This is a genomic window from Venatoribacter cucullus (assembly GCF_016132445.1).
Taxonomy (GTDB): domain Bacteria; phylum Pseudomonadota; class Gammaproteobacteria; order Pseudomonadales; family Oceanobacteraceae; genus Venatoribacter; species Venatoribacter cucullus.
Genome location: NZ_CP046056.1, coordinates 2,109,198 through 2,127,389, shown reverse-complemented (window position 1 = coordinate 2,127,389; position 18,192 = coordinate 2,109,198). Strand labels below are relative to the sequence as shown.

General features: G+C 55.8%; 19 protein-coding genes. 13 read left to right on the top strand and 6 right to left on the bottom strand.

From position 1 onward, the window contains the following. The first annotated feature begins 40 nt into the window (after positions 1 to 40). From ppc to GJQ55_RS10085, 6 genes are all read left to right on the top strand, one after another. Positions 41 to 2,695, top strand: a complete 2,655-nt coding sequence (gene ppc, locus GJQ55_RS10110) for a phosphoenolpyruvate carboxylase (RefSeq protein ID WP_228344842.1) — start codon at positions 41 to 43, stop codon at positions 2,693 to 2,695. Positions 2,696 to 2,916: 221 nt separating this feature from the next. Next, positions 2,917 to 3,570 (top strand): adenylate kinase, encoded by a 654-nt coding sequence (gene adk, locus GJQ55_RS10105; RefSeq protein ID WP_228344841.1) that lies wholly within the window; start codon positions 2,917 to 2,919, stop codon positions 3,568 to 3,570. A 346-nt stretch (positions 3,571 to 3,916) separates the two neighbouring features. Further along, the gene (locus GJQ55_RS10100; protein ID WP_228344840.1) at positions 3,917 to 4,816 is read left to right on the top strand and encodes a hypothetical protein; all 900 of its coding nucleotides are present in this window, start codon (positions 3,917 to 3,919) and stop codon (positions 4,814 to 4,816) included. Between the two features lie 163 nt (positions 4,817 to 4,979). Then, the gene (tsaB, locus tag GJQ55_RS10095) at positions 4,980 to 5,672 is read left to right on the top strand and encodes a tRNA (adenosine(37)-N6)-threonylcarbamoyltransferase complex dimerization subunit type 1 TsaB (protein WP_228344839.1); all 693 of its coding nucleotides are present in this window, start codon (positions 4,980 to 4,982) and stop codon (positions 5,670 to 5,672) included. 15 nt (positions 5,673 to 5,687) lie between these two features. After that, positions 5,688 to 6,485, top strand: a complete 798-nt coding sequence (locus GJQ55_RS10090) for an undecaprenyl-diphosphate phosphatase (protein WP_228344838.1) — start codon at positions 5,688 to 5,690, stop codon at positions 6,483 to 6,485. 7 nt (positions 6,486 to 6,492) lie between these two features. Beyond that, positions 6,493 to 7,269 carry a class I SAM-dependent methyltransferase gene (locus GJQ55_RS10085; RefSeq protein ID WP_228344837.1) on the top strand — a complete coding sequence of 259 codons (777 nt, stop codon included), beginning with the start codon at positions 6,493 to 6,495 and terminating at the stop codon, positions 7,267 to 7,269. On the opposite strand, the gene GJQ55_RS10080 is transcribed toward GJQ55_RS10085, so the two are convergent. Beyond that, positions 7,266 to 7,544, bottom strand: coding sequence for a peptidylprolyl isomerase (locus tag GJQ55_RS10080; protein ID WP_228344836.1), 279 nt, complete (start codon positions 7,542 to 7,544; stop codon positions 7,266 to 7,268). The genes GJQ55_RS10085 and GJQ55_RS10080 overlap by 4 nt on opposite strands. 123 nt (positions 7,545 to 7,667) lie before the next feature. Here GJQ55_RS10080 and upp point away from each other — a divergent pair, with 123 nt between their 5' ends. Then, complete coding sequence (gene upp, locus GJQ55_RS10075; RefSeq protein ID WP_228344835.1) at positions 7,668 to 8,294, top strand: uracil phosphoribosyltransferase; 627 nt, start codon at positions 7,668 to 7,670, stop codon at positions 8,292 to 8,294. 11 nt (positions 8,295 to 8,305) lie between these two features. Here upp and GJQ55_RS10070 read toward each other — a convergent pair whose 3' ends face one another. After that, positions 8,306 to 8,476 (bottom strand): hypothetical protein, encoded by a 171-nt coding sequence (locus GJQ55_RS10070; protein ID WP_228344834.1) that lies wholly within the window; start codon positions 8,474 to 8,476, stop codon positions 8,306 to 8,308. On the opposite strand from GJQ55_RS10070, the gene GJQ55_RS10065 reads away from it, so the two are divergent. The 3 genes from GJQ55_RS10065 (at position 8,475) to GJQ55_RS10055 (ending at position 11,299) form a co-directional block, all read left to right on the top strand. Further along, positions 8,475 to 9,773: a uracil-xanthine permease family protein gene (locus GJQ55_RS10065; RefSeq protein ID WP_228344833.1), complete on the top strand. Its 1,299-nt coding sequence runs from the start codon at positions 8,475 to 8,477 to the stop codon at positions 9,771 to 9,773. The two genes, GJQ55_RS10070 and GJQ55_RS10065, sit on opposite strands and share 2 nt — an antisense overlap. 922 nt (positions 9,774 to 10,695) lie before the next feature. Next, entirely contained in the window at positions 10,696 to 11,043 is a 348-nt protein-coding gene (locus GJQ55_RS10060) for a DUF3301 domain-containing protein (RefSeq protein WP_228344832.1), read from the top strand. Positions 11,044 to 11,065: 22 nt separating this feature from the next. Beyond that, positions 11,066 to 11,299, top strand: a complete 234-nt coding sequence (locus GJQ55_RS10055) for a GNAT family N-acetyltransferase (protein ID WP_228344831.1) — start codon at positions 11,066 to 11,068, stop codon at positions 11,297 to 11,299. Positions 11,300 to 11,546: 247 nt separating this feature from the next. Here GJQ55_RS10055 and GJQ55_RS10050 read toward each other — a convergent pair whose 3' ends face one another. Further along, positions 11,547 to 12,266 carry a glutamine amidotransferase-related protein gene (locus GJQ55_RS10050; protein WP_228344830.1) on the bottom strand — a complete coding sequence of 240 codons (720 nt, stop codon included), beginning with the start codon at positions 12,264 to 12,266 and terminating at the stop codon, positions 11,547 to 11,549. A gap of 21 nt (positions 12,267 to 12,287) precedes the next feature. After that, complete coding sequence (locus tag GJQ55_RS10045; protein WP_228344829.1) at positions 12,288 to 12,545, bottom strand: DUF3820 family protein; 258 nt, start codon at positions 12,543 to 12,545, stop codon at positions 12,288 to 12,290. A 118-nt stretch (positions 12,546 to 12,663) separates the two neighbouring features. Between GJQ55_RS10045 and GJQ55_RS10040 the strand changes: the two genes are divergently transcribed. After that, positions 12,664 to 13,338 (top strand): flagellar brake protein, encoded by a 675-nt coding sequence (locus GJQ55_RS10040; protein WP_228344828.1) that lies wholly within the window; start codon positions 12,664 to 12,666, stop codon positions 13,336 to 13,338. A gap of 59 nt (positions 13,339 to 13,397) precedes the next feature. Here GJQ55_RS10040 and ppnP read toward each other — a convergent pair whose 3' ends face one another. Both ppnP and GJQ55_RS10030 read right to left on the bottom strand, forming a co-directional pair. Then, positions 13,398 to 13,679, bottom strand: a complete 282-nt coding sequence (gene ppnP / locus GJQ55_RS10035) for a pyrimidine/purine nucleoside phosphorylase (protein WP_228344827.1) — start codon at positions 13,677 to 13,679, stop codon at positions 13,398 to 13,400. Positions 13,680 to 13,752: 73 nt separating this feature from the next. Further along, on the bottom strand, positions 13,753 to 15,345 hold the full coding sequence (locus GJQ55_RS10030; RefSeq protein ID WP_228344826.1) for a sensor histidine kinase: 1,593 nt from the start codon (positions 15,343 to 15,345) through the stop codon (positions 13,753 to 13,755). Positions 15,346 to 15,553: 208 nt separating this feature from the next. Here GJQ55_RS10030 and GJQ55_RS10025 point away from each other — a divergent pair, with 208 nt between their 5' ends. Together GJQ55_RS10025 and GJQ55_RS10020 are read left to right on the top strand one after the other, a co-directional pair. After that, positions 15,554 to 17,482 carry a DEAD/DEAH box helicase gene (locus GJQ55_RS10025; RefSeq protein WP_228344825.1) on the top strand — a complete coding sequence of 643 codons (1,929 nt, stop codon included), beginning with the start codon at positions 15,554 to 15,556 and terminating at the stop codon, positions 17,480 to 17,482. Between the two features lie 94 nt (positions 17,483 to 17,576). Beyond that, the gene (locus tag GJQ55_RS10020) at positions 17,577 to 18,188 is read left to right on the top strand and encodes a glutathione S-transferase family protein (RefSeq protein WP_228344824.1); all 612 of its coding nucleotides are present in this window, start codon (positions 17,577 to 17,579) and stop codon (positions 18,186 to 18,188) included. Positions 18,189 to 18,192: the final 4 nt, after the last annotated feature.

The window sequence follows — 18,192 nt, the reverse complement described above, 5'->3', positions numbered from 1 at the left end:
TTTTTCTCCACACTGAAACCATCAATGTGGGGAGTGGGTTATGAGTCAGACAGCAACACAGCAACTCGATCCGGTACTGCGTGATAAAGTCCGGATTCTGGGCAGCCTGTTAGGGCAAACCATCGGTGACCAGTATGGCGCGGCCATGCTGGAGCAGATTGAGCAGATCCGCAAACAAGCCAAAAAAGCCCGCAGCGGCGCCAGTGCCGAACGCGATATCCTGTTGCAGTTATTACAGAATTTACCCGACCAGTCGCTGGTGCCGGTGGTGCGCGGTTTTAATCAGTTTTTAAATCTGGCCAATATTGCCGAGCAGCAACACAGCGTCAGCTGGCGCCGCCAGACCACGGGCACTGATGATACCGATGCCATGTTCAGCCAGTTGCTGGATCGTTTGCAGCAACAGGGTATTGATGGTGCGGCGCTCAGTGAACAGATTGCCGCTGCCAATATTGAGCTGGTGTTAACCGCTCACCCCACCGAAATTACCCGCCGTACCCTAATTCAGAAATACGACAATATTGCCCGCTTATTACAACAACGCGATGACCTGCGCGATGACCATCCGCAACTGGCCGCCCTGGAGCAGCAGCTGGGTGAATTAATTGACGAAATCTGGCACACCGATGAAATCCGTCAGGTGCGCCCGACCGCCGTCGACGAAGCCAAGTGGGGCTTTGCGGTAATCGAAAATTCGCTCTGGTATGCGGTGCCGGCGTTATTGCGCGACCTCGATGCCGAACTGCATCGCCGCGGCGCCGACCCATTACCTTTAACGGCAGCGCCGGTGCGTTTTTCTTCCTGGATGGGTGGCGACCGCGACGGTAACCCCAATGTGACCTCGGTGGTTACCCGTGAAGTGCTGTATCTGGCGCGCTGGATGGCGGCGGATTTATATCTGCGCGATATCGAACAGCTGATTGCCCAGTTATCCATGAGCCAGGCCAGTGCGGAATTCCGCCATCAGTATCCGCAGGCGGGGGCAGAACCCTATCGCAGTTGTTTGCATCAGTTGCGTCAGCAGCTGGAAGATACCCGCAGCTGGGCGGCCGCCCGCGCCCGTGGCCAGGACAGTGAACGTCAGCCGTTGCTCGACCCTGAAGCCTTACGCCAGCCGTTGCAGCATTGTTACGACAGCCTCGTCAGTGTCGGTTCGCAACGTATTGCTGACAGTCATTTGCTGGATACCTTGCGGCGGATTGCCTGCTTTGGTTTAACCCTGGGCAAGCTGGATGTGCGTCAGGAATCGACCCGCCACAGTGCCGTATTGGCCGAAATCTGTGCCTGGTATAACTGGGGCGATTATCTGAGCTGGAGCGAAGATGAAAAACAGGAATTTTTATTGCGTGAACTGGCATCGCGGCGGCCATTAATACCCAACCGCTGGACGCCGTCGGCGGATACGCAGGAAGTGCTGGATACCATGCAGGTATTGGCCAGCGACGCCGGTGACGGTGTGTCCTGTTACATTATTTCCATGGCTGGTGAACCGTCCGATATTCTCGCCGTGGCGCTGTTATTACAGGCCTGTGGTGTACGCGATCATCTGCCCATTGTGCCGTTATTTGAAACCCTGAGTGATCTGGAACAAGCCCCGGCGCGCATGCAGAAACTCTGGTCGGTGAACTGGTACCGGGATTATTGCCAGGGGCACCAGCAGATTATGATCGGCTATTCCGATTCCTCTAAAGATGCCGGCCAGCTGGCCGCGGTGTGGGCGCAATATCAGGTGCAGGAAGCACTGGCAGCCGTGGCGGCCGATCACACTATTCGTTTGCGTTTATTTCATGGCCGCGGTGGTAGCGTTGGCCGTGGCGGTGGTCCGGCGCACCGCGCCATTCTGGCTCAGCCACCGGGTTCAGTACGCGGTGGTTTGCGGGTAACCGAACAGGGCGAAGTGATCCGTTTTAAATACGGTTTACCCGATGTGGCGCGGCTGAATCTGAAGATTTATGTGGCGGCGGTATTGGAGGCGAATTTATTGCCGCCGCAACCGCCATTACCGGCCTGGCGCTCACGGATGCAGCAACTGGCCGCCGACGGCGTGGCTTCGTACCGGGCGATGGTGCGGGAAAATCCCGATTTTGTCCGCTATTTCCGCGCCGCAACGCCCGAGCAGGAATTAGGCAAATTAGCCCTGGGCAGCCGGCCGGCACGGCGTAAAAGCGGTGGCGGCATTGAATCATTACGCGCCATTCCGTGGATTTTTGCCTGGACCCAGATGCGTTTAATGCTGCCCGCCTGGCTGGGGTCGGATAACGCCCTGCAACAAGCGGTTGATAACGCTGGCCTGGATGAATTACGCGCCATGTATCAGCAATGGCCATTCTTCCGCACCTATATTGATATGCTGGAAATGGTGGTCTCCAAAGCCGATACCGCCATTGTGCAGTATTACGAAGCGCGGCTGGTGCAGGCGGAATTACAACCGCTGGGCAGTGTATTACGTCAGCGTCTGGATAATATCCGGCAGTTGGTGCTGCAGGTGCTGCAGCAGGACCATTTATTGCAGAATAATATGGCGCTGCAACAGTCCATGCAGGTGCGCAATCCTTATACCGACCCGCTGCATTATCTGCAGGCTGAGCTGCTGTACCGCGAACGCCAGGAACAGGAAGTGATCAGTACCGAAGTGGAACGCGCCTTAAAGGTAACCATGGCTGGTATTGCGGCGGGAATGCGTAATACCGGTTAATGCCCCGATTGGCCGGAGCCAGACAGCGCGCGGCTCCGGCGCGTTTTTCCGGCCGTGGCCAGACTAAAGTCTGGCCTGACTTGCCCGGCATTTTTCATGCAATCTCTTGAGCAAGTTCACGCCACGGAGTAAGGTTAGGCCTATTTTTTCCCTGACTGGTTGAATTTTGTACAATTTTCTGACCTGACGGACAGTTTCCATTAACCACGAGGAGTATGCGCATGCGCGTAATTCTGTTGGGCGCGCCCGGTGCCGGTAAAGGCACTCAGGCACAGTTCATCTGCGAAAAATTTGCCATTCCGCAAATCTCAACCGGCGATATGCTGCGTGCCGCTGTTAAAGCCGGTACCGAGCTGGGCCTGAAAGTAAAAGAGATTATGGAAACCGGTGGTCTGGTATCCGACGATATTATTATCGGTCTGGTAAAAGAGCGTATTCAGCAAGCCGATTGTGCCAATGGTTTTCTGTTTGATGGTTTCCCGCGCACTATTCCGCAGGCTCAGGCCATGCTGGAAGCCGGTGTTGCTATTGATCATGTGGTTGAAATCGACGTGGCTGACGAGGAAATCGTTAAGCGCCTGAGCGGCCGTCGTGTGCATCCGGGTTCTGGTCGTGTTTATCACGTTGTTTATAATCCGCCAAAAGCGGCAGACAAAGACGATGAAACCGGTGAAGATCTGGTTCAGCGTGACGACGATAAAGAAGAAACCGTACGCAAGCGTCTGGCTATTTATCACGATCAGACTGCACCGCTGGTCAGCTTCTATAAGAAGCTGCAGGCAGAAAAAGGTGCATCTGCACCTCAGTATGTGCACGTTGCGGGTGTTGGTTCACTGCAGGAAATCACCGACCGGGTGATGAAAGCACTGGCCTGAATCGGCCGCTGCATTTAAGAAAAGGGCCGTCAGGCCCTTTTTTTATGCCGGTAACAGTACCCGCTGTTTTGTTTATTGTTCACGGGCATGGTTTATAAACCAATAAAATCAATAAGTTAAAAAGGGGTTAAGGATATTGCCGGCTAAGCCGGATGATATATCTCAGATTCTTATAATGTGTGGCAGACCATCGCTATTGTCTTTAATGTTCAGGCAGGTTTATTAACCGATAATATTTTTTGGTTTTCTTAAATAAAAATACTATTATTGTTTGCGTTAGCTGCGCACATAAATAATAGTGCCAGTGGAAAAAGCCCAGACAGCAAAATCTCCGAGGATCTCATTTATGGCCAGACCAAAAAAAGCACCGGCGAAACGCGGTCGCAAACCTGCAGCAAAAGTAGCCGCTAAAACCGTTGCTGCGGTTCCTGCAGTCGTCGCGGCGGCATTAAAAGCCGAAGAAAAAGCCGTGCTGGCAGTCAGCGCACAGGATGCAAAAGTGGCTGCTGCACTCGCGAAAGCACAAGCCGCTAAAGCCAAAGCAACCACACCGGCAACCAAACGCGCCAGTGTAACGGCGACGGCTAAATTAAATGCAGAAAAAGAAAAGCTGCAGGCGCTGAAAGCGGCTGTGCGCACGGCAAAAGTAGCCACTAAAGCGGCACAGATTGAAGCCAAGGCGGAAGCCGTAGCGGCCAAAGCCCAGGAAGCCGTTGCTGCGTTTGAAGCCAAACTGGCGGCCAAAGCAGAAGCCGATCTGGCCAAAGCCATTGCAGCCTTTACCGCTAAATGGCGTAAAGCTCGTGCTAAAGCGGATGGCGTTAAAGTGAAAGCCCAGGCTGGTAAAGAACAAGCCAAGGCCAATGCTGCTGCGAAAAAACTGAAAGCCAAAGCGACTACCGTAGTAAAGGCTGCTGAAGCGGCGCCCAAGCGTCGTGGTCGTCCGGCCAAAGCCACTACGGCAACCGCCGCCGCACCGAAGCGTCGTGGTCGTCCGGCTAAAGCTGCTACTGCTGCCGCTGCTCCGAAGCGTCGTGGCCGTCCGGCTAAAGCCACTACCGCTACCGCCGCAGCACCGAAGCGTCGTGGTCGTCCGGCCAAAGCCACTACCGCGACCGCCGCAGCACCGAAGCGTCGCGGTCGTCCGGCCAAAGCCACTACCGCTACCGCCGCAGCGCCGAAGCGTCGTGGTCGTCCGCCAAAAGCGGCGACCGCTCCGGCAGCGACTCCGGAACAGGCTTCTTAAACCGTTCCTGCTGCAACAAAAACCCGGCTCCGGCCGGGTTTTTGTTATCTGCCTTATCTGCTCTGCAGCAAGGAAAGCCCCGCGCTGTGTGGTGCAGGGTTATTCTCAGGCTCCTGAAAGGTTGTGATATACTCGCCGGCGAATTTTCGCCGTGACCCCGTTTATGACCTGTCTACTCGTTCTGGATGCATCGTCCACCCTTTGTTCGGTTGCCTTGCTGGCCAATAATCAGAACTGGCATATCACTGAAGAACAGCCGCGGCGTCATGCCCAGCGCTTATTACCTATGGTGGATGATATTGTCCGTCAGGCCGGTATCCGCAAAACCGCTATTCAGGGCATTGCTTACGGTTGTGGTCCGGGGTCCTTTACCGGTATCCGTATTGCCGCTTCGGTAATGCAGGGAATTGCACTGGCGCTGAATATTCCGGTGGCTGGTATTTCTTCATTACAGGCGGTGGCGCAGTCGGTATTTAATAGCAGTGACGCGCAGCAGGTGATGGCCATTATGGATGCCCATATGGGCGAAGTATTCTGGGGTTGTTATCAGCGCGAAGGTGCGACCTGCCGGTTAGTGGGAACCGAGAAAGTCGGTGCGCCGGAGCAATGTCTGCAGGAAGTGCAGGATTTTACCGGTGTTCTCGCCGGTGATGGCCTGGCCTTGCCCGCCCTGGCACATCTGGAGCAGCGCTGGGCTGCGGTAAAACCGCAAGCCGATGTGATGCTGCCATTGGCACAACAAGCCTGGGACAACCAACAGTTTGCGGACCCGCAACAACACCAGCCCGTGTATCTGCGGGAGTCGGTGGCCTGGAAAAAACTGGCTGAACAGCCCAGTTTACTGCGTCGTGATTAAGGATTAATACCCGCTATGGATTTACTGGAAATTATTGTACTGGCGTTATTGCAGGGCTTGACTGAGTTTCTGCCGATTTCCAGTTCTGCCCACCTTATTCTGCCGTCAAAATTATTGGGCTGGAGCGATCAGGGACTGGCCTTCGATGTCGCTGTGCACGTCGGTACGCTGGCCGCCGTGATGCTGTATTTCCGCCGCGATATTGTGCGTTTAACACAGGGCTGGCTGACCACCGGATTTACCCGTAATCCTTCCGCCGATGGGCGTCTGGCCTGGTATGTTGTTGTCGCCTCTGTTCCTGCCTGCCTGGCGGGATGGCTGCTGAACCACTGGATTGAAGATAACCTGCGTTCGGTGGAAGTGATTGCCTGGACCACCATTGGCTTTGGTATTTTGCTCGGCTTTGCTGACCGTCGTCATGGGACGATCGGCATCACCCAGATCACCTTGCTGATGGTGTTGGTTATTGGTGTGGCACAGGCACTGGCACTGGTACCCGGCACCTCGCGCTCTGGTATTACTATTACCGCTGCTTTGCTGTTGGGTATGCAGCGCAGTGATGCGGCGCATTTTTCTTTTTTGCTGTCCATTCCGCTTATTCTGGCCGCCGGTGGTTTAAAAACCCTGGAGCTTAGCGACTCTTTATTACCGGTTGACTGGCAGGCGCTGTTGATTGGCGCAGCGCTGTCAGCGGTGAGTGCCTGGCTGTGTATTTATTACTTCCTCGCCTTTATTAACCGCATTGGCATGTTGCCCTTTGTGCTGTACCGCCTGATTCTGGGGTCGGTGCTGTTTTTATTCTTTGTCGGCTGAGCGGGCCATGACGCCGCGGTTAATTGTGCAGGACAACCGCCAGCAACGGCGGGCCGAGCAGCTGGCGGCCCAGTATGGTTTTACCCTGGCCACAGTATTACCGGACGATGAGCAGTTTTATCTGTGTCTGGATGAGCAGGGTTTAAGCCTGAAACAGGGTAATTTCCCGCGCACAGCCGTACAGGTCAATTTTTCCGAAGGGGCTGCCGCCCACCGGCGTAAATTTGGTGGCGGGCAGGGGCAGGATATTGCCAAAGCCATTGGTATTTCAGCTTATAAACCCACGGTGGTGGATGCCACCGCCGGGCTGGGGCGCGACAGCTTTGTGTTAGCTACGCTGGGTTGCCGGGTCTTCGCGCAGGAACGGCAGCCGGTGGTCGCCGCTTTGTTGGCCGATGGCTTACAGCGTGCCGCTGCCGACCCGGACATTGCCGATATTATTGCCCGCATTTCCCTGCAGTACGGCAGCAGTCATGAATTATTGCAGCCGGTTGCCGACCCGGCCCACAAGCCGGATGTGGTGTATCTGGACCCGATGTTTGAGCACGACGACAAACAAACGGCGCAGGTTAAAAAAGATATGCAGGCGTTCCGGGCCGTGGTGGGGCAGGACACTGACGCCGATGATCTGCTGGAAAAAGCACTGGCCTGTGCCCGCTGCCGGGTGGTGGTAAAGCGCGCCCGTAAAGCGGCCCCGCTGGCCGGCCGCGCACCCTCTTATGCCTTAACCGGCAAAGCCAACCGCTTTGATGTGTATGCCCTGGCCAAAGTGCAGGCGCTTTAACTGCGGTAAATGGTTTCAATCAGATGCCAGCCAAAGCGGGTTTTCACCGGCCCCTGCACCTGCAATAACGGCCCTTTGAATACCACTTCATCAAAAGCCTTCACCATATCCCCCTGACTGAATTCTCCCAGGCTGCCGCCTTTCTTGCCCGACGGGCAGGTGGAATACTGGCGCGCCAGTTTGTCGAAATCGCCGCCTTTCTGCAGCAGAGCTTTGATTTTTTCCGCTTCATCGCGGGTTTTCACCAGAATATGGCGGGCGCAGGCGCGTGGCATGGGGGGTCTCCGGGTAGGGTAACGGGTCAATCTGACCATTCAGTTAAATTTTGCGTCGCACGCATTCCGGTGCTGTGCGAAAATCGCGCCGTTATTGTACCCGAACGACAGAATGAGGCATGCATGAGCGTACATGAGATCCGCCACCCACTGGTGCGCCATAAAATTGGTTTGATGCGATCCAAATCCCTGAGCACCCGCAGTTTCCGCCAGTTGGTCGCAGAAGTGGGCAGCTTGCTGACTTACGAAGCCACCCGCGACCTGGAATTGGAAAACTACATCATTGAAGGCTGGTGCGGCCCGATTGAAGCAGAGCGTATCCGCGGCAAAAAAATCACCGTGGTACCCATTCTGCGTGCTGGTTTAGGCATGCTGGATGGCGTGCTGGAGCTGGTGCCCAGTGCCAAAATCAGCGTAGTGGGTATTTACCGCGATGAAGAAACCCTGCAGCCGGTCAGCTACTTTGACAAGCTGGCCCACGACATCGACCAGCGTATTGCCCTGATTGTTGACCCGATGCTGGCCACCGGCGGTTCCATGGTCGCCACCATTGACCTGCTGAAAGCGGCGGGCTGTTCCAGTATCCGCGCGCTGGTGTTGGTAGCAGCACCGGAAGGCATTAAAAAAGTGCAGGAAGCGCATCCGGATGTGGAAATTTTTACCGCCTCGGTCGACAGCCATCTGAACGCCGACGGCTACATTATTCCCGGCCTGGGTGATGCCGGCGATAAGATTTTCGGTACCAAGTAATTACGCCGTGTTCAGCGGCCAGTCATTACGCCGTTATAACGGTTAATAATCATGCTGTTATGGCGGCTCATAATTATGCCGTTATGGCGGCCAATAAAGATGCCGTCGTAACGGCTAATAATAATGCCGGCTTTACTGGCCGATAACTGAATGCCGGCCTGCCGGCGCAAGGGGAGAAGCATGCAAAACTCAGGTGAAACGCTGTACCGCGGCTGGCGCTTGCCGTTAGCCGGTCTGCAAATGCTGTTTGTGGCCTTCGGGGCACTGGTGCTGGTGCCGTTAATTACCGGGCTGGATCCCAGTGTGGCGTTATTTACCGCCGGTATCGGTACACTGATTTTTCAGCTCAGTACCAAACGCTCAGTGCCGGTATTTCTGGCTTCATCCTTTGCCTTTATTGCGCCCATTATGTTCAGCGTACAGATGTGGGGGCAGGCGGCGACCATGGGCGCACTCTTCTGTGCCGGTTTACTCTACGTCTTTCTGGCCGGCATGGTCGCCTGGCGCGGCCCGGGTTTTCTGCACCGCTTACTGCCGCCGGTGGTCACCGGCTCCATCATTATGATTATTGGCCTTGGACTGGCCCCGGTGGCGGTGAACATGGCGATGGGCAAAACCGGCGATGCCTCGGCGGTCTTGTTTCCCTATGCCGATGCCATGCTGGTGTCCATGCCGGCACTGCTGACTACCCTGCTGGTAGCGACTCTGGCCAAAGGCATTTTCCGGCTGGTGCCGATTCTGGCCGGTGTGGCGGTGGGTTATGCCATTGCTGCCTTTATGGGCATGGTGGACCTGACGGCTGTTGATAACAGCAGCTGGATACAGGTGCCGCAATTCATCATGCCGGAATTTCACCTCGCCGCCATTTTGTTTATGTTGCCGGTGGCCATCGCCCCGGCCATTGAACACATTGGCGATGTACTCGCCATTGGCAGTGTTACCGGTAAAAACTACGTAGAAAAACCCGGCCTGCACCGCACGTTGCTGGGCGATGGTCTGGCCACCTCGGCGGCTTCATTATTCGGTGGCCCGCCGAACACCACTTACTCCGAAGTGACCGGTGCGGTGATGCTGACCAAAGCCTTTAACCCAGTGGTAATGACCTGGGCGGCCGTATTCGCCATCGTGCTGGCCTTCGTGGCCAAGTTCGGCGTGCTGCTGCAAACCGTACCCACCCCGGTGATGGGCGGTATTCTGATCCTGCTGTTTGGCTCCATCGCGGCGGTGGGGATGAATATTCTGATCAAAGGCAAAGTTGATATGAGCACTCAGCGCAATATGGTGATTGTGGCGACCACGCTGGTATTCGGCATTGGCGGTATGGCGGTGGGGTCGTCGGAGTGGCACCTGCAGGGTGTCAGTCTGTGTGCCTTACTGGCCATCTTCCTGAATCTGGTGCTGCCGCACCCGCAGCCGGAAGCGGATGATCTGCATGAAGAGCAGGACATTGTTGAGGATATACTCGACCACAGTCGCTGATATCGCATGCCAGCCCTGCCGGGCTGGTTTAGCTGCCACTGCGTGGCAGCTGATGCGGGGCTCCGCTACCGCCATGGATGGTGGAAATGCCGGTTTTGCAGGAGCAAAAACCGGCCCTGAGCCCCAATGTAAGAAGAGGGGTCTCCTTACAATCCTCTCTGGCCCGCGTTCCAGCTGGTTACTCGCTTCGCTCGCCCTTCGGGCCAGCCTGCGGCTGTTACTCCCGTTGGTCGTTGCCTCGTTTACCAAAGCCAATGACGCATACGCGGCCATAGGGGGGAGACTTCAGGCATCCTGCCTTTCGCCCTGCGGGCCAGCCTTCGGCTGTTCAATTTTGTTCCAACAAAATTGTCCATGCCCTTACCCGCTCGTTTGGAATCATCCAAACGATGCTATTGGCTTTGCCAAACGTCGGGCTAGTCCGAATGGGCCGGGGAAAAACCGCAGCAACTTGAACGTTATTTCGCAGCCTTCGGCCGGAAGAGTTTTCGGTTTTCGTTTTTTGTGTGCGTAGCACGCCCAAGAAAGCCTTTCCGGCGTAGCCGCTGCGGTTTTAACCGCGCCTATAGCACGCCGAAATGAATCGTCATTGACAGGTCCGCCCGGATGATTCCGGGCGAGGATCGTGGCACAGGACGTGCCTTACGATCCGTGGCCGTCGGCAATGACGGTGAATGAGGGATACGTGCTATACAGCGCAAAGCTGGAGCGCGAGGATAAGTTCCTCGCAATCGGGGCGCGGGGGCGGAGCCCCGCATAAGCTGCCACGCAGTGGCAGCTAAACCAGCCTGCAAGGCTGGCATACATCAGTCCGCAAAAAGCCGTCACGCCGTGACGGCCAGGCCGGCAGCCAAGCCGGCTAACAGGCTGCCAGAACCGCAGCAGCGGTGTACACTGCCGGAAATAGTAAAGAGTTCATCACATGCTAGGCTGGTTATTTTTCCTCACCCTGGTGGCCGCCTTATTCCTGTTCTGGAGCCGTGAACAGCAGGCCAAGTTACAGGCCCTGGCGCTGGTGCGCCGGCATTGTCAGCAGGAAGATGTGCAGCTGCTGGACGACACCCTGATGCTGGAATCCCTGCGGATTAAACGCTTACCCAAACTGGCCGTGGTCGGCGCCAGTAACCGTCCACGTCCCTCCGGCTGGCAGCTGCTGCGCCGTTACCGGTTTGAGTTTTCCTCCACCGGAGATGAACGCTATGCGGGTGAATTAATTCTGGCCGGCCGGCGGCTGTTGCAGCTGCAGTTAGCGCCGCACCGGATTCATTAAAGCATTCAGAGGATCCTGAAATATGATTGAACATCAACCCGAACAGCAGCGTTTTGTGCTGAATAAAGACGGTCACGAATGCGTGCTGGAATATGTAGTGACGGGTTCGGATATTGATTTTACCCGCACCTATGTGCCCTTTGCCCTGCGTGGGCAAGGCCTGGCCGAAGAGCTGGTAAAAGCGGGGCTGGCCTGGGCTGACCAGCAGCAGTACCACAAGCAGGCCAGCTGCTGGTATGTGCAGAAATTTCTTTAAGGAGCCTCTGAATAACTCGGTGCCCGCTCTGGATTGCAGGAAAGTTCTGAATCACGAAGCCGGGTTGCAGGCATAGCGGGTTCTGTCAAAACCCGGCGACACCGAGTCAGGGCTTTCCTGCAATCCCCGCAGGGCGCGGCTTTCCGGGCCGTATAGCGGCGTTGGCGAACTTGAAAAGGGCTCGCCATTCTCGGCGTTCACCGCCTTACTCTACAGCCCGGAAAGACTCGCGCAGAGCTGTGCAGAGTTATTCAGAGGCTCCTAAACGTGCGCCGATAAAGGTTGCCATCCAGTTGCACACCCTGCCGGCATCGGTGGGTTGCTCCAGGCTGTTTAAGCCTTGCTGCAGCAGCTCTGAACCCACACAGGTTTCCCGGCGTGGCAGTAAGCGGCGGGTGTAGGCCGGGGTAAATTCCGGATGTCCCTGCAATGCCAGCACCTGCTCGCCAATAACAAAGGCGGCGTTTTCGCAGAATTCACTGCCGGCTATGCGCACGGCTGCTGGCGGCAGGCGTTCCACCTGGTCTCGGTGGCTGTAAATCAGGGTTAGTTGAGCGGCGGTATCGTCCAGCCAGGCCGGCAACTGCTGAATGGTTTCGCTGCGCACACCAATCCCCCAGCCTTTCGGACTGCGGGCGGCAAAACCGCCCAGTGTGTGTGCCAGTAACTGGTGTCCAAAACAAATACCGATGATTTTTTCCTGACGCGCAAACGCCTCACGAATCCACGCCTGTAATGGCGGTATCCAGGGCAAATCATCGTAGACGCCGGCTTTGGAGCCGGTAATCAGGTAGGCATCACAGTCGCCGGGCTGTGGTAATTCCCCTTGCTGAATCTGATAAAACCGGTAATTCAGTGCTACGCCATAGCGCTGAAAAAATTCAGTAAACAGGTGGCCATACGAGCGGAAGTCGGTTTGCAGGTCGGCGTACAGTACATCGGTTTCCAGGAGTCCAAGCGTCTTCATCAGCGGCTCACAACAGGGGTGTTATTGCAGGGTATCCGGCCCGGAGTGGAACACAGCAGGGCGTTGGCGGCTACGCAGCGGGTTCAGAATATCTTCCAATCCGTTCATTTTTATTTCCAGTGCCAGGCTCAGCAACAGGCCCAGTTTGCCATCCGGCATACCTTTGTTATTCAGCCACAGCAGGTATTCTTCGGGAATATCAATCAGCAACCGGCCCTGATATTTGCCAAAGGGCATGGTCATTGTCACTAATTGCACTAAATCGTTTTTCTCAAACATGGTATTTTGCGCTCCTCAGTACGGATATGATGACTAACCGATAATTGTCCTGCAAGGCAAAGCCGGTATTGTGTGCTTAGGCTACAATCGTGGCAGATCTTCAGGAGAACAGGATATTGTGAATCAGGCCTTGAACATGGAAGAAAAACGCACGCGTTTCGAAGATTTACGTTTGTTGCCCGGTCAGCCGCTGCAGCTGGACTTTGATGGTTATACCAGTGACCGCGACAAGGCCTTGCTGATCGGTTACCGCGCCAATCAGGGCATTATTGTTTCTACCCCCGTCGTTAATGGCTCACCCATGGTGCTGAAACTCGGTGCCGGCCTAACCGTACGTTTGTTTGCTCCACAGATGAATTGTGCCTGCGCTTTCCGGACCGAGGTGGTGCATATTTCCCGTGCCCCTTATTCGCATCTGCATCTGGCGATGCCGGAAAATCTGGTGCTGGGCGAGGTGCGCAGATCGGTGCGGGCACGGGTATCGCTGATTACTGCGGTGCATTATGGCGAGGGGTTTGCCAAGCAGAGTTCGGCCATGGTGCGTGATTTAAGCCTGGGCGGTGCACGGTTGCAGGCTAAAATGCTGCCGGTCATGAACGGTGAGGAAATTCAGCTGACGGCGCAGGTTTCGGTCAGCGGGGTCGAGCGCATTATTAATCTGAATGGCATCGTCCGTTCGGTGACGCAGGAAGATGGTGTGGTGGGCCTGGGGGTGCAGTTCGTCAGTATGAGTGATTCTGACCGCATTACCCTGCATGGCTATGTGCTGTCGAATATTTACAAACAAAACTGATACGGCCAGGCTTGCCACTGCCGGTCGTTGCAAAAACCGGCCGGCAGTGGTGGCAGGGCTTATTCGTAGGTGCAGAAGTAAGCAGTCTGGGTCGCCATTTTTACTTTGAATTTTACGTTGGCAGCTACTTCAAATGACTGGCCCTGAGCAAAGGTCTGCCAGTCTGCGCTGCCCGGTAACAGCACATCCATGCTGCCGGAAACAACGGTCATCACTTCTTTCTGGCTGGTACCGAATTCGTATTCACCGGCTTCCATGGCGCCAACAGTAGCGGGCAGGGTGGCCGTCTGGATGGCGATGGATTTTACTTTGCCATCAAAATATTCATTTACTTTCAGCATGATGCTTCTCCGCAGTTAAGAGCGGCGATTATACGCATCTGCCGGTGGCTGGCTACAGGCCCGCGGGCTCTGTTCAGGGGCGGCGGGGAAAGCTCAGCTGCACTTCGCAACCGGCGCCGGGGGTGCTGCTGACACGGGCGCTGCCATGCAGTGATTGCTCAGTCAGTTCACGGATAATATAGCCGCCCAGTCCGCTGCCGCCCTGGTCGCGGCAGGTGGTGAAAAAGGGTTCAAAAAATCCCTGTCGGGTGGTTTCATCCATCCCCTGGCCGTCATCTCGGAAACTCAGAAAAACCTGTTCCTGTTGTTGCCAGACCCGGATAACAATGTGGCCATTCTGCAGCGGGTCGGGAAAGGCGTGGGTGAGGGCGTTAAGCATCAGGTTGGTCATAATCTGTGCAATGGCCCCCGGATAACTGCTGATAAACAGCTGCGGCGGGCACTCCACCCGGATATCCACCGGGCGGTATTTGTACCAGGGCCGCAATGACAGCAGGATGCTGTGCAGATAATCGCCCAGGTCAAAATCACGCCGCTGTTCACTGCTCTGATCCACACTCACCTGTTTGAAGCGTTCGATCATATCCGCTGCGCGCTGCAGGTTGTTCGCGGCAATATCCAGGTTCTCCCGGGTCAGGGTCAGGGTGGCGGGCGGCAGGGTGGCAAATTCGGGCAGCTGATCCTGCAGGCTGTTGATGGCGGCAACACTGATGCCCAGGGGGCTGTTAATCTCATGGGCCAGACCGGCTACGATCTCACCCAGTGCTTCATTTTTTTCCATGCTTACCAGTCGTTGCTGGCTCAGCTTTAGCTGCTGCAGGGACTCCTGCAGTTCGGTATTTTTTTCCGCCAGTTCCCGGGTGCGGTCACTGACCCGCTGTTCCAGTGAGGTATTCAGCTCGGCCACCCGTTGCTGCTCGCGTTGCAATAACGCATTGCTGTGCGACAGGCGGTCGGTAAATTCACCGACCTGATCCACCAGCGTGTTAAAGGTTTCAGCCAGCGGCGTAAACTCGTTGTTTTCCGGGTAATGCACTTTTTGCAGTATGGGCTGGCCGGCATCACGGTTACGGGCCACGGCATAACGCAGCCGCTGCAATACCTGTTCAAAAGGTTTGAATAAAATTTCCAGCATTAATGCCATGGCAGAAATAAATAACAGCGCAATAGCGGCACTGATGAACATATCGTCATTGAGGTTATGGCTGACCAGCGCATCCATACCTGACTTTGGCACCTGTAAGACGCTGATCAGACCGCTGCGTCCGGGCTGAATAAACAACAGGCTGTCCGCATGACGGATAATCCGGGTTTTCTGGTTGCCACCGGGCAGGGGCAGCAGGCTGTTCACGGTGCTGGTGATGCCGGCCGCCGGTTGCCCGGTGAGGCTGTCGCCGGCGGCACTGAATAACCATAAACGGCTGTCCGCCGGACTGGTTTGTGGCTGCAGCAGCGTTAAGGCGGCGGGAATCAATTCCGGCCCGGCCAGGGTTTCGGCGCGGGCATCGAGATAGCGCATATTCTGGTAGCTTTCGTCCGCAATGCGTTGCTGATTGGCAGCCAGAATACCGTCGGTAGCGCGTTGCTGGTGGTTCAGCAATACCAGTGCAAAGCCGGTTATCTGCAGCAGGATAACGCTGAGTAAGATGCGGGTTTTAATATTCATACAGCTGTCTGTTGGCCGGATGCTGACAGCCTAACAGCAACGCCAGCGCTTGCGTAGGCGGTTCGGCAACGAAAAGAAACAGGACAAGCCGGCGTCATTCCGGTATAGTCCGCCTCCCTTTAGAAAACCGACGAGTCGGGTCAAGCCGTGTGAGCAGTGAGTGCGAACCAGAACGGCCAAGCCCTTGCTCGCGACACACAGGTACAATATGACTGACTCTACTCCGACTGGCTTCGCCAGCCTTGGCTTGCCGTTCCCTATTCTCCGCGTTCTGGACGAACTGGGCTACGAAGCACCTTCCCCCATTCAGGCTGAAAGCATTCCTTCCTTGCTGGAAGGCCGTGACGTACTGGGCATGGCTCAGACCGGCACCGGTAAAACCGCCGCCTTCGCGCTGCCGCTGCTGACCCGTACCCAGGTGGATTTCAATTCCCCGCAGGTGCTCTGTCTGGCGCCGACCCGTGAACTGGCCCAGCAGGTTGCTGAAGCGGTAAAAACCTACAGCAAATACATGCCTGGCATTAACGTCACTGCTATTTACGGCGGTTCTGACTACGGTTCACAGCTGCGTGATCTGAAGCGCGGTCCGCAGTGGGTTGTGGGCACACCGGGCCGGGTAATGGATCACCTGCGTCGTGGCACGCTGCAGCTGGCGGATATCCGCGCGGTGGTGCTGGACGAAGCCGACGAAATGCTGCGCATGGGCTTTATCGACGATGTGAACTGGATTCTGGAACACACTCCGCGCTCGCGTCAGGTGGCGTTGTTCTCGGCGACCATGCCGCGTGAAATTCAGAATGTGGCTGAAACCCATCTGAAAGATCCGGTACAGGTAAAAATTCAGACCAAAACCACCACCAACGACAAAATCCGTCAGCGTTACTGGTTTGTGGGCGGCGCGCATAAAAATGATGCGCTGCTGCGCATTGCTGAAACCGAAGAATTCGATGCCATGATGGTGTTTGTACGCACCAAACAGGCCACCGAAGAAGTCGCTGATTTTATGCAGGCCAACGGTTTCAAATGTTCGCCGCTGAACGGTGATATTCCGCAGGCTCTGCGCGAAAAAGCCGTGGAAAAACTAAAGTCCGGCCAGCTCGATATTATTGTGGCCACCGATGTAGCCGCCCGTGGTCTGGACGTTGAGCGTATCAGCCACGTGATTAACTACGATATTCCGTCTGACACGGAATCTTACGTACACCGTATCGGCCGTACCGGTCGTGCTGGTCGTAACGGTGAGGCCATTGTGTTTGTGCGTGGCCGCGAAAAACGCATGCTGCGCGACATTGAAAAAGCCACCCGCCAGCCAATTGAAGAAATGCCGCTGCCGAGTGCTAAGCAGGTTAACGAAAAACGCCGCGAGAAATTTCAGGCGCAGATTCTGGATGCCATGCATTCCGAGCGTAACCAGCCGTACCGTGAAATGATTGAAGCCATTCTGGCGCAAAATCCGGTCGATGCGCTGGACGTTGCTGCCGCCATGGCCTCATTGCTGCAGGGTGACAAACAGTTGTTTATTAACGAACAACAGGATGCCCGCATGCTGGAAGCGCGTGAGCGCGAAAGCCGTAATGAAGCCCGCAACGAATCCCGTGGTGAACGGGGTGACCGTCGTGAGCGTGACAGCCGTGAGCGTTTTGACCGTGCCCCGCGTGCCGCTGCCAAAGCCGCCCCGGAGAGCCGTCCGAAGCCGTTAAAAGGCCATCCGGAAGTTGAAATGGTGCGCTTTATGGTGAACGTTGGTTACAACGACGGCCTCAAGCCGGGTAACCTGGTTGGCGCCGTGGCTAACGAAGCGGATCTCGACAGCGAATACATTGGCCATATCGAAATTATGGAAAACTTTGCCGTGGTTGACCTGCCCAATGGCATGCCGGCACCGGTGATGAACAAATTGAAAAAAGCCCGCGTGTGTGGCCGGCCGCTGGAAATCCGTCCGTACAGCGAAAGCGAAATTCCGGCTGCTGGTGGCACCACCCGTCCGGTACGCAGCCGTAACGAAGGCTTTAACCGCGATCGTGCTCCGCGCGAGGCTGGTAACCGCGATTTCGCCAAAAAATCCTATCGTGCCAAGCCGCGTGCCGATGGTGCAGCTCCGGCTGCCCGGGCCCCGCGTAAAGCCCGCGAAGGCTGAAAAACTGCGTTAGCCGGCCACAGCATAATGGCAGGTTGACCAGATCTCTTACTCCGGCTAGGTTGGGAACTTCCCAATCTGGCCGGAGTTCGTTATGAAGCTGTACAGCGCCCCCCAAGCACCCAACCCCCGTCGCGTACTGATGGTGATGGCCGAAAAAGGCATCACGGATATTGACGTGATTAATGTCGACCTGATGAAAGGCGATAACCTCAGCGCTGAATTCCGCGCCCGTAATCCGCTCTGCAAAGTGCCGGTACTGGAGCTGGACGATGGCACCTGCATCAGCGAAAGCGCCGCCATTATCTGTTATCTGGAAAGCCTTTATCCGCAGCCGCCGTTACTGGGTTCGATGCCGGCCGAAAAAGCCATTATTGATATGTGGGACCGCCGCTTAGAAAACAGTTTTATGCAGCCGGTCGGTTTTTGCTTTCAGCATGGCACCGGTTTTTTTAAAGACCGTATGAATGTGGTACCGGCCTGGGGCGAAGAATCCATGCTGCAGGCACAAAAATTCCTGCCCGTGCTGGAGCAGCAATTACAGCAGCATCCCTTTATTGCCGGCGAACATTTTTCGGTGGCCGATATTACGGCGCTCTGTACGCTGGAATTTGCCCGCGTAATCAAACTGCGGGCGGGTGATGAATACCCGGCTATTCAGCGCTGGTACAGCGCTATGCAACAACGTCCTTCTTATAACGCCTGATAAA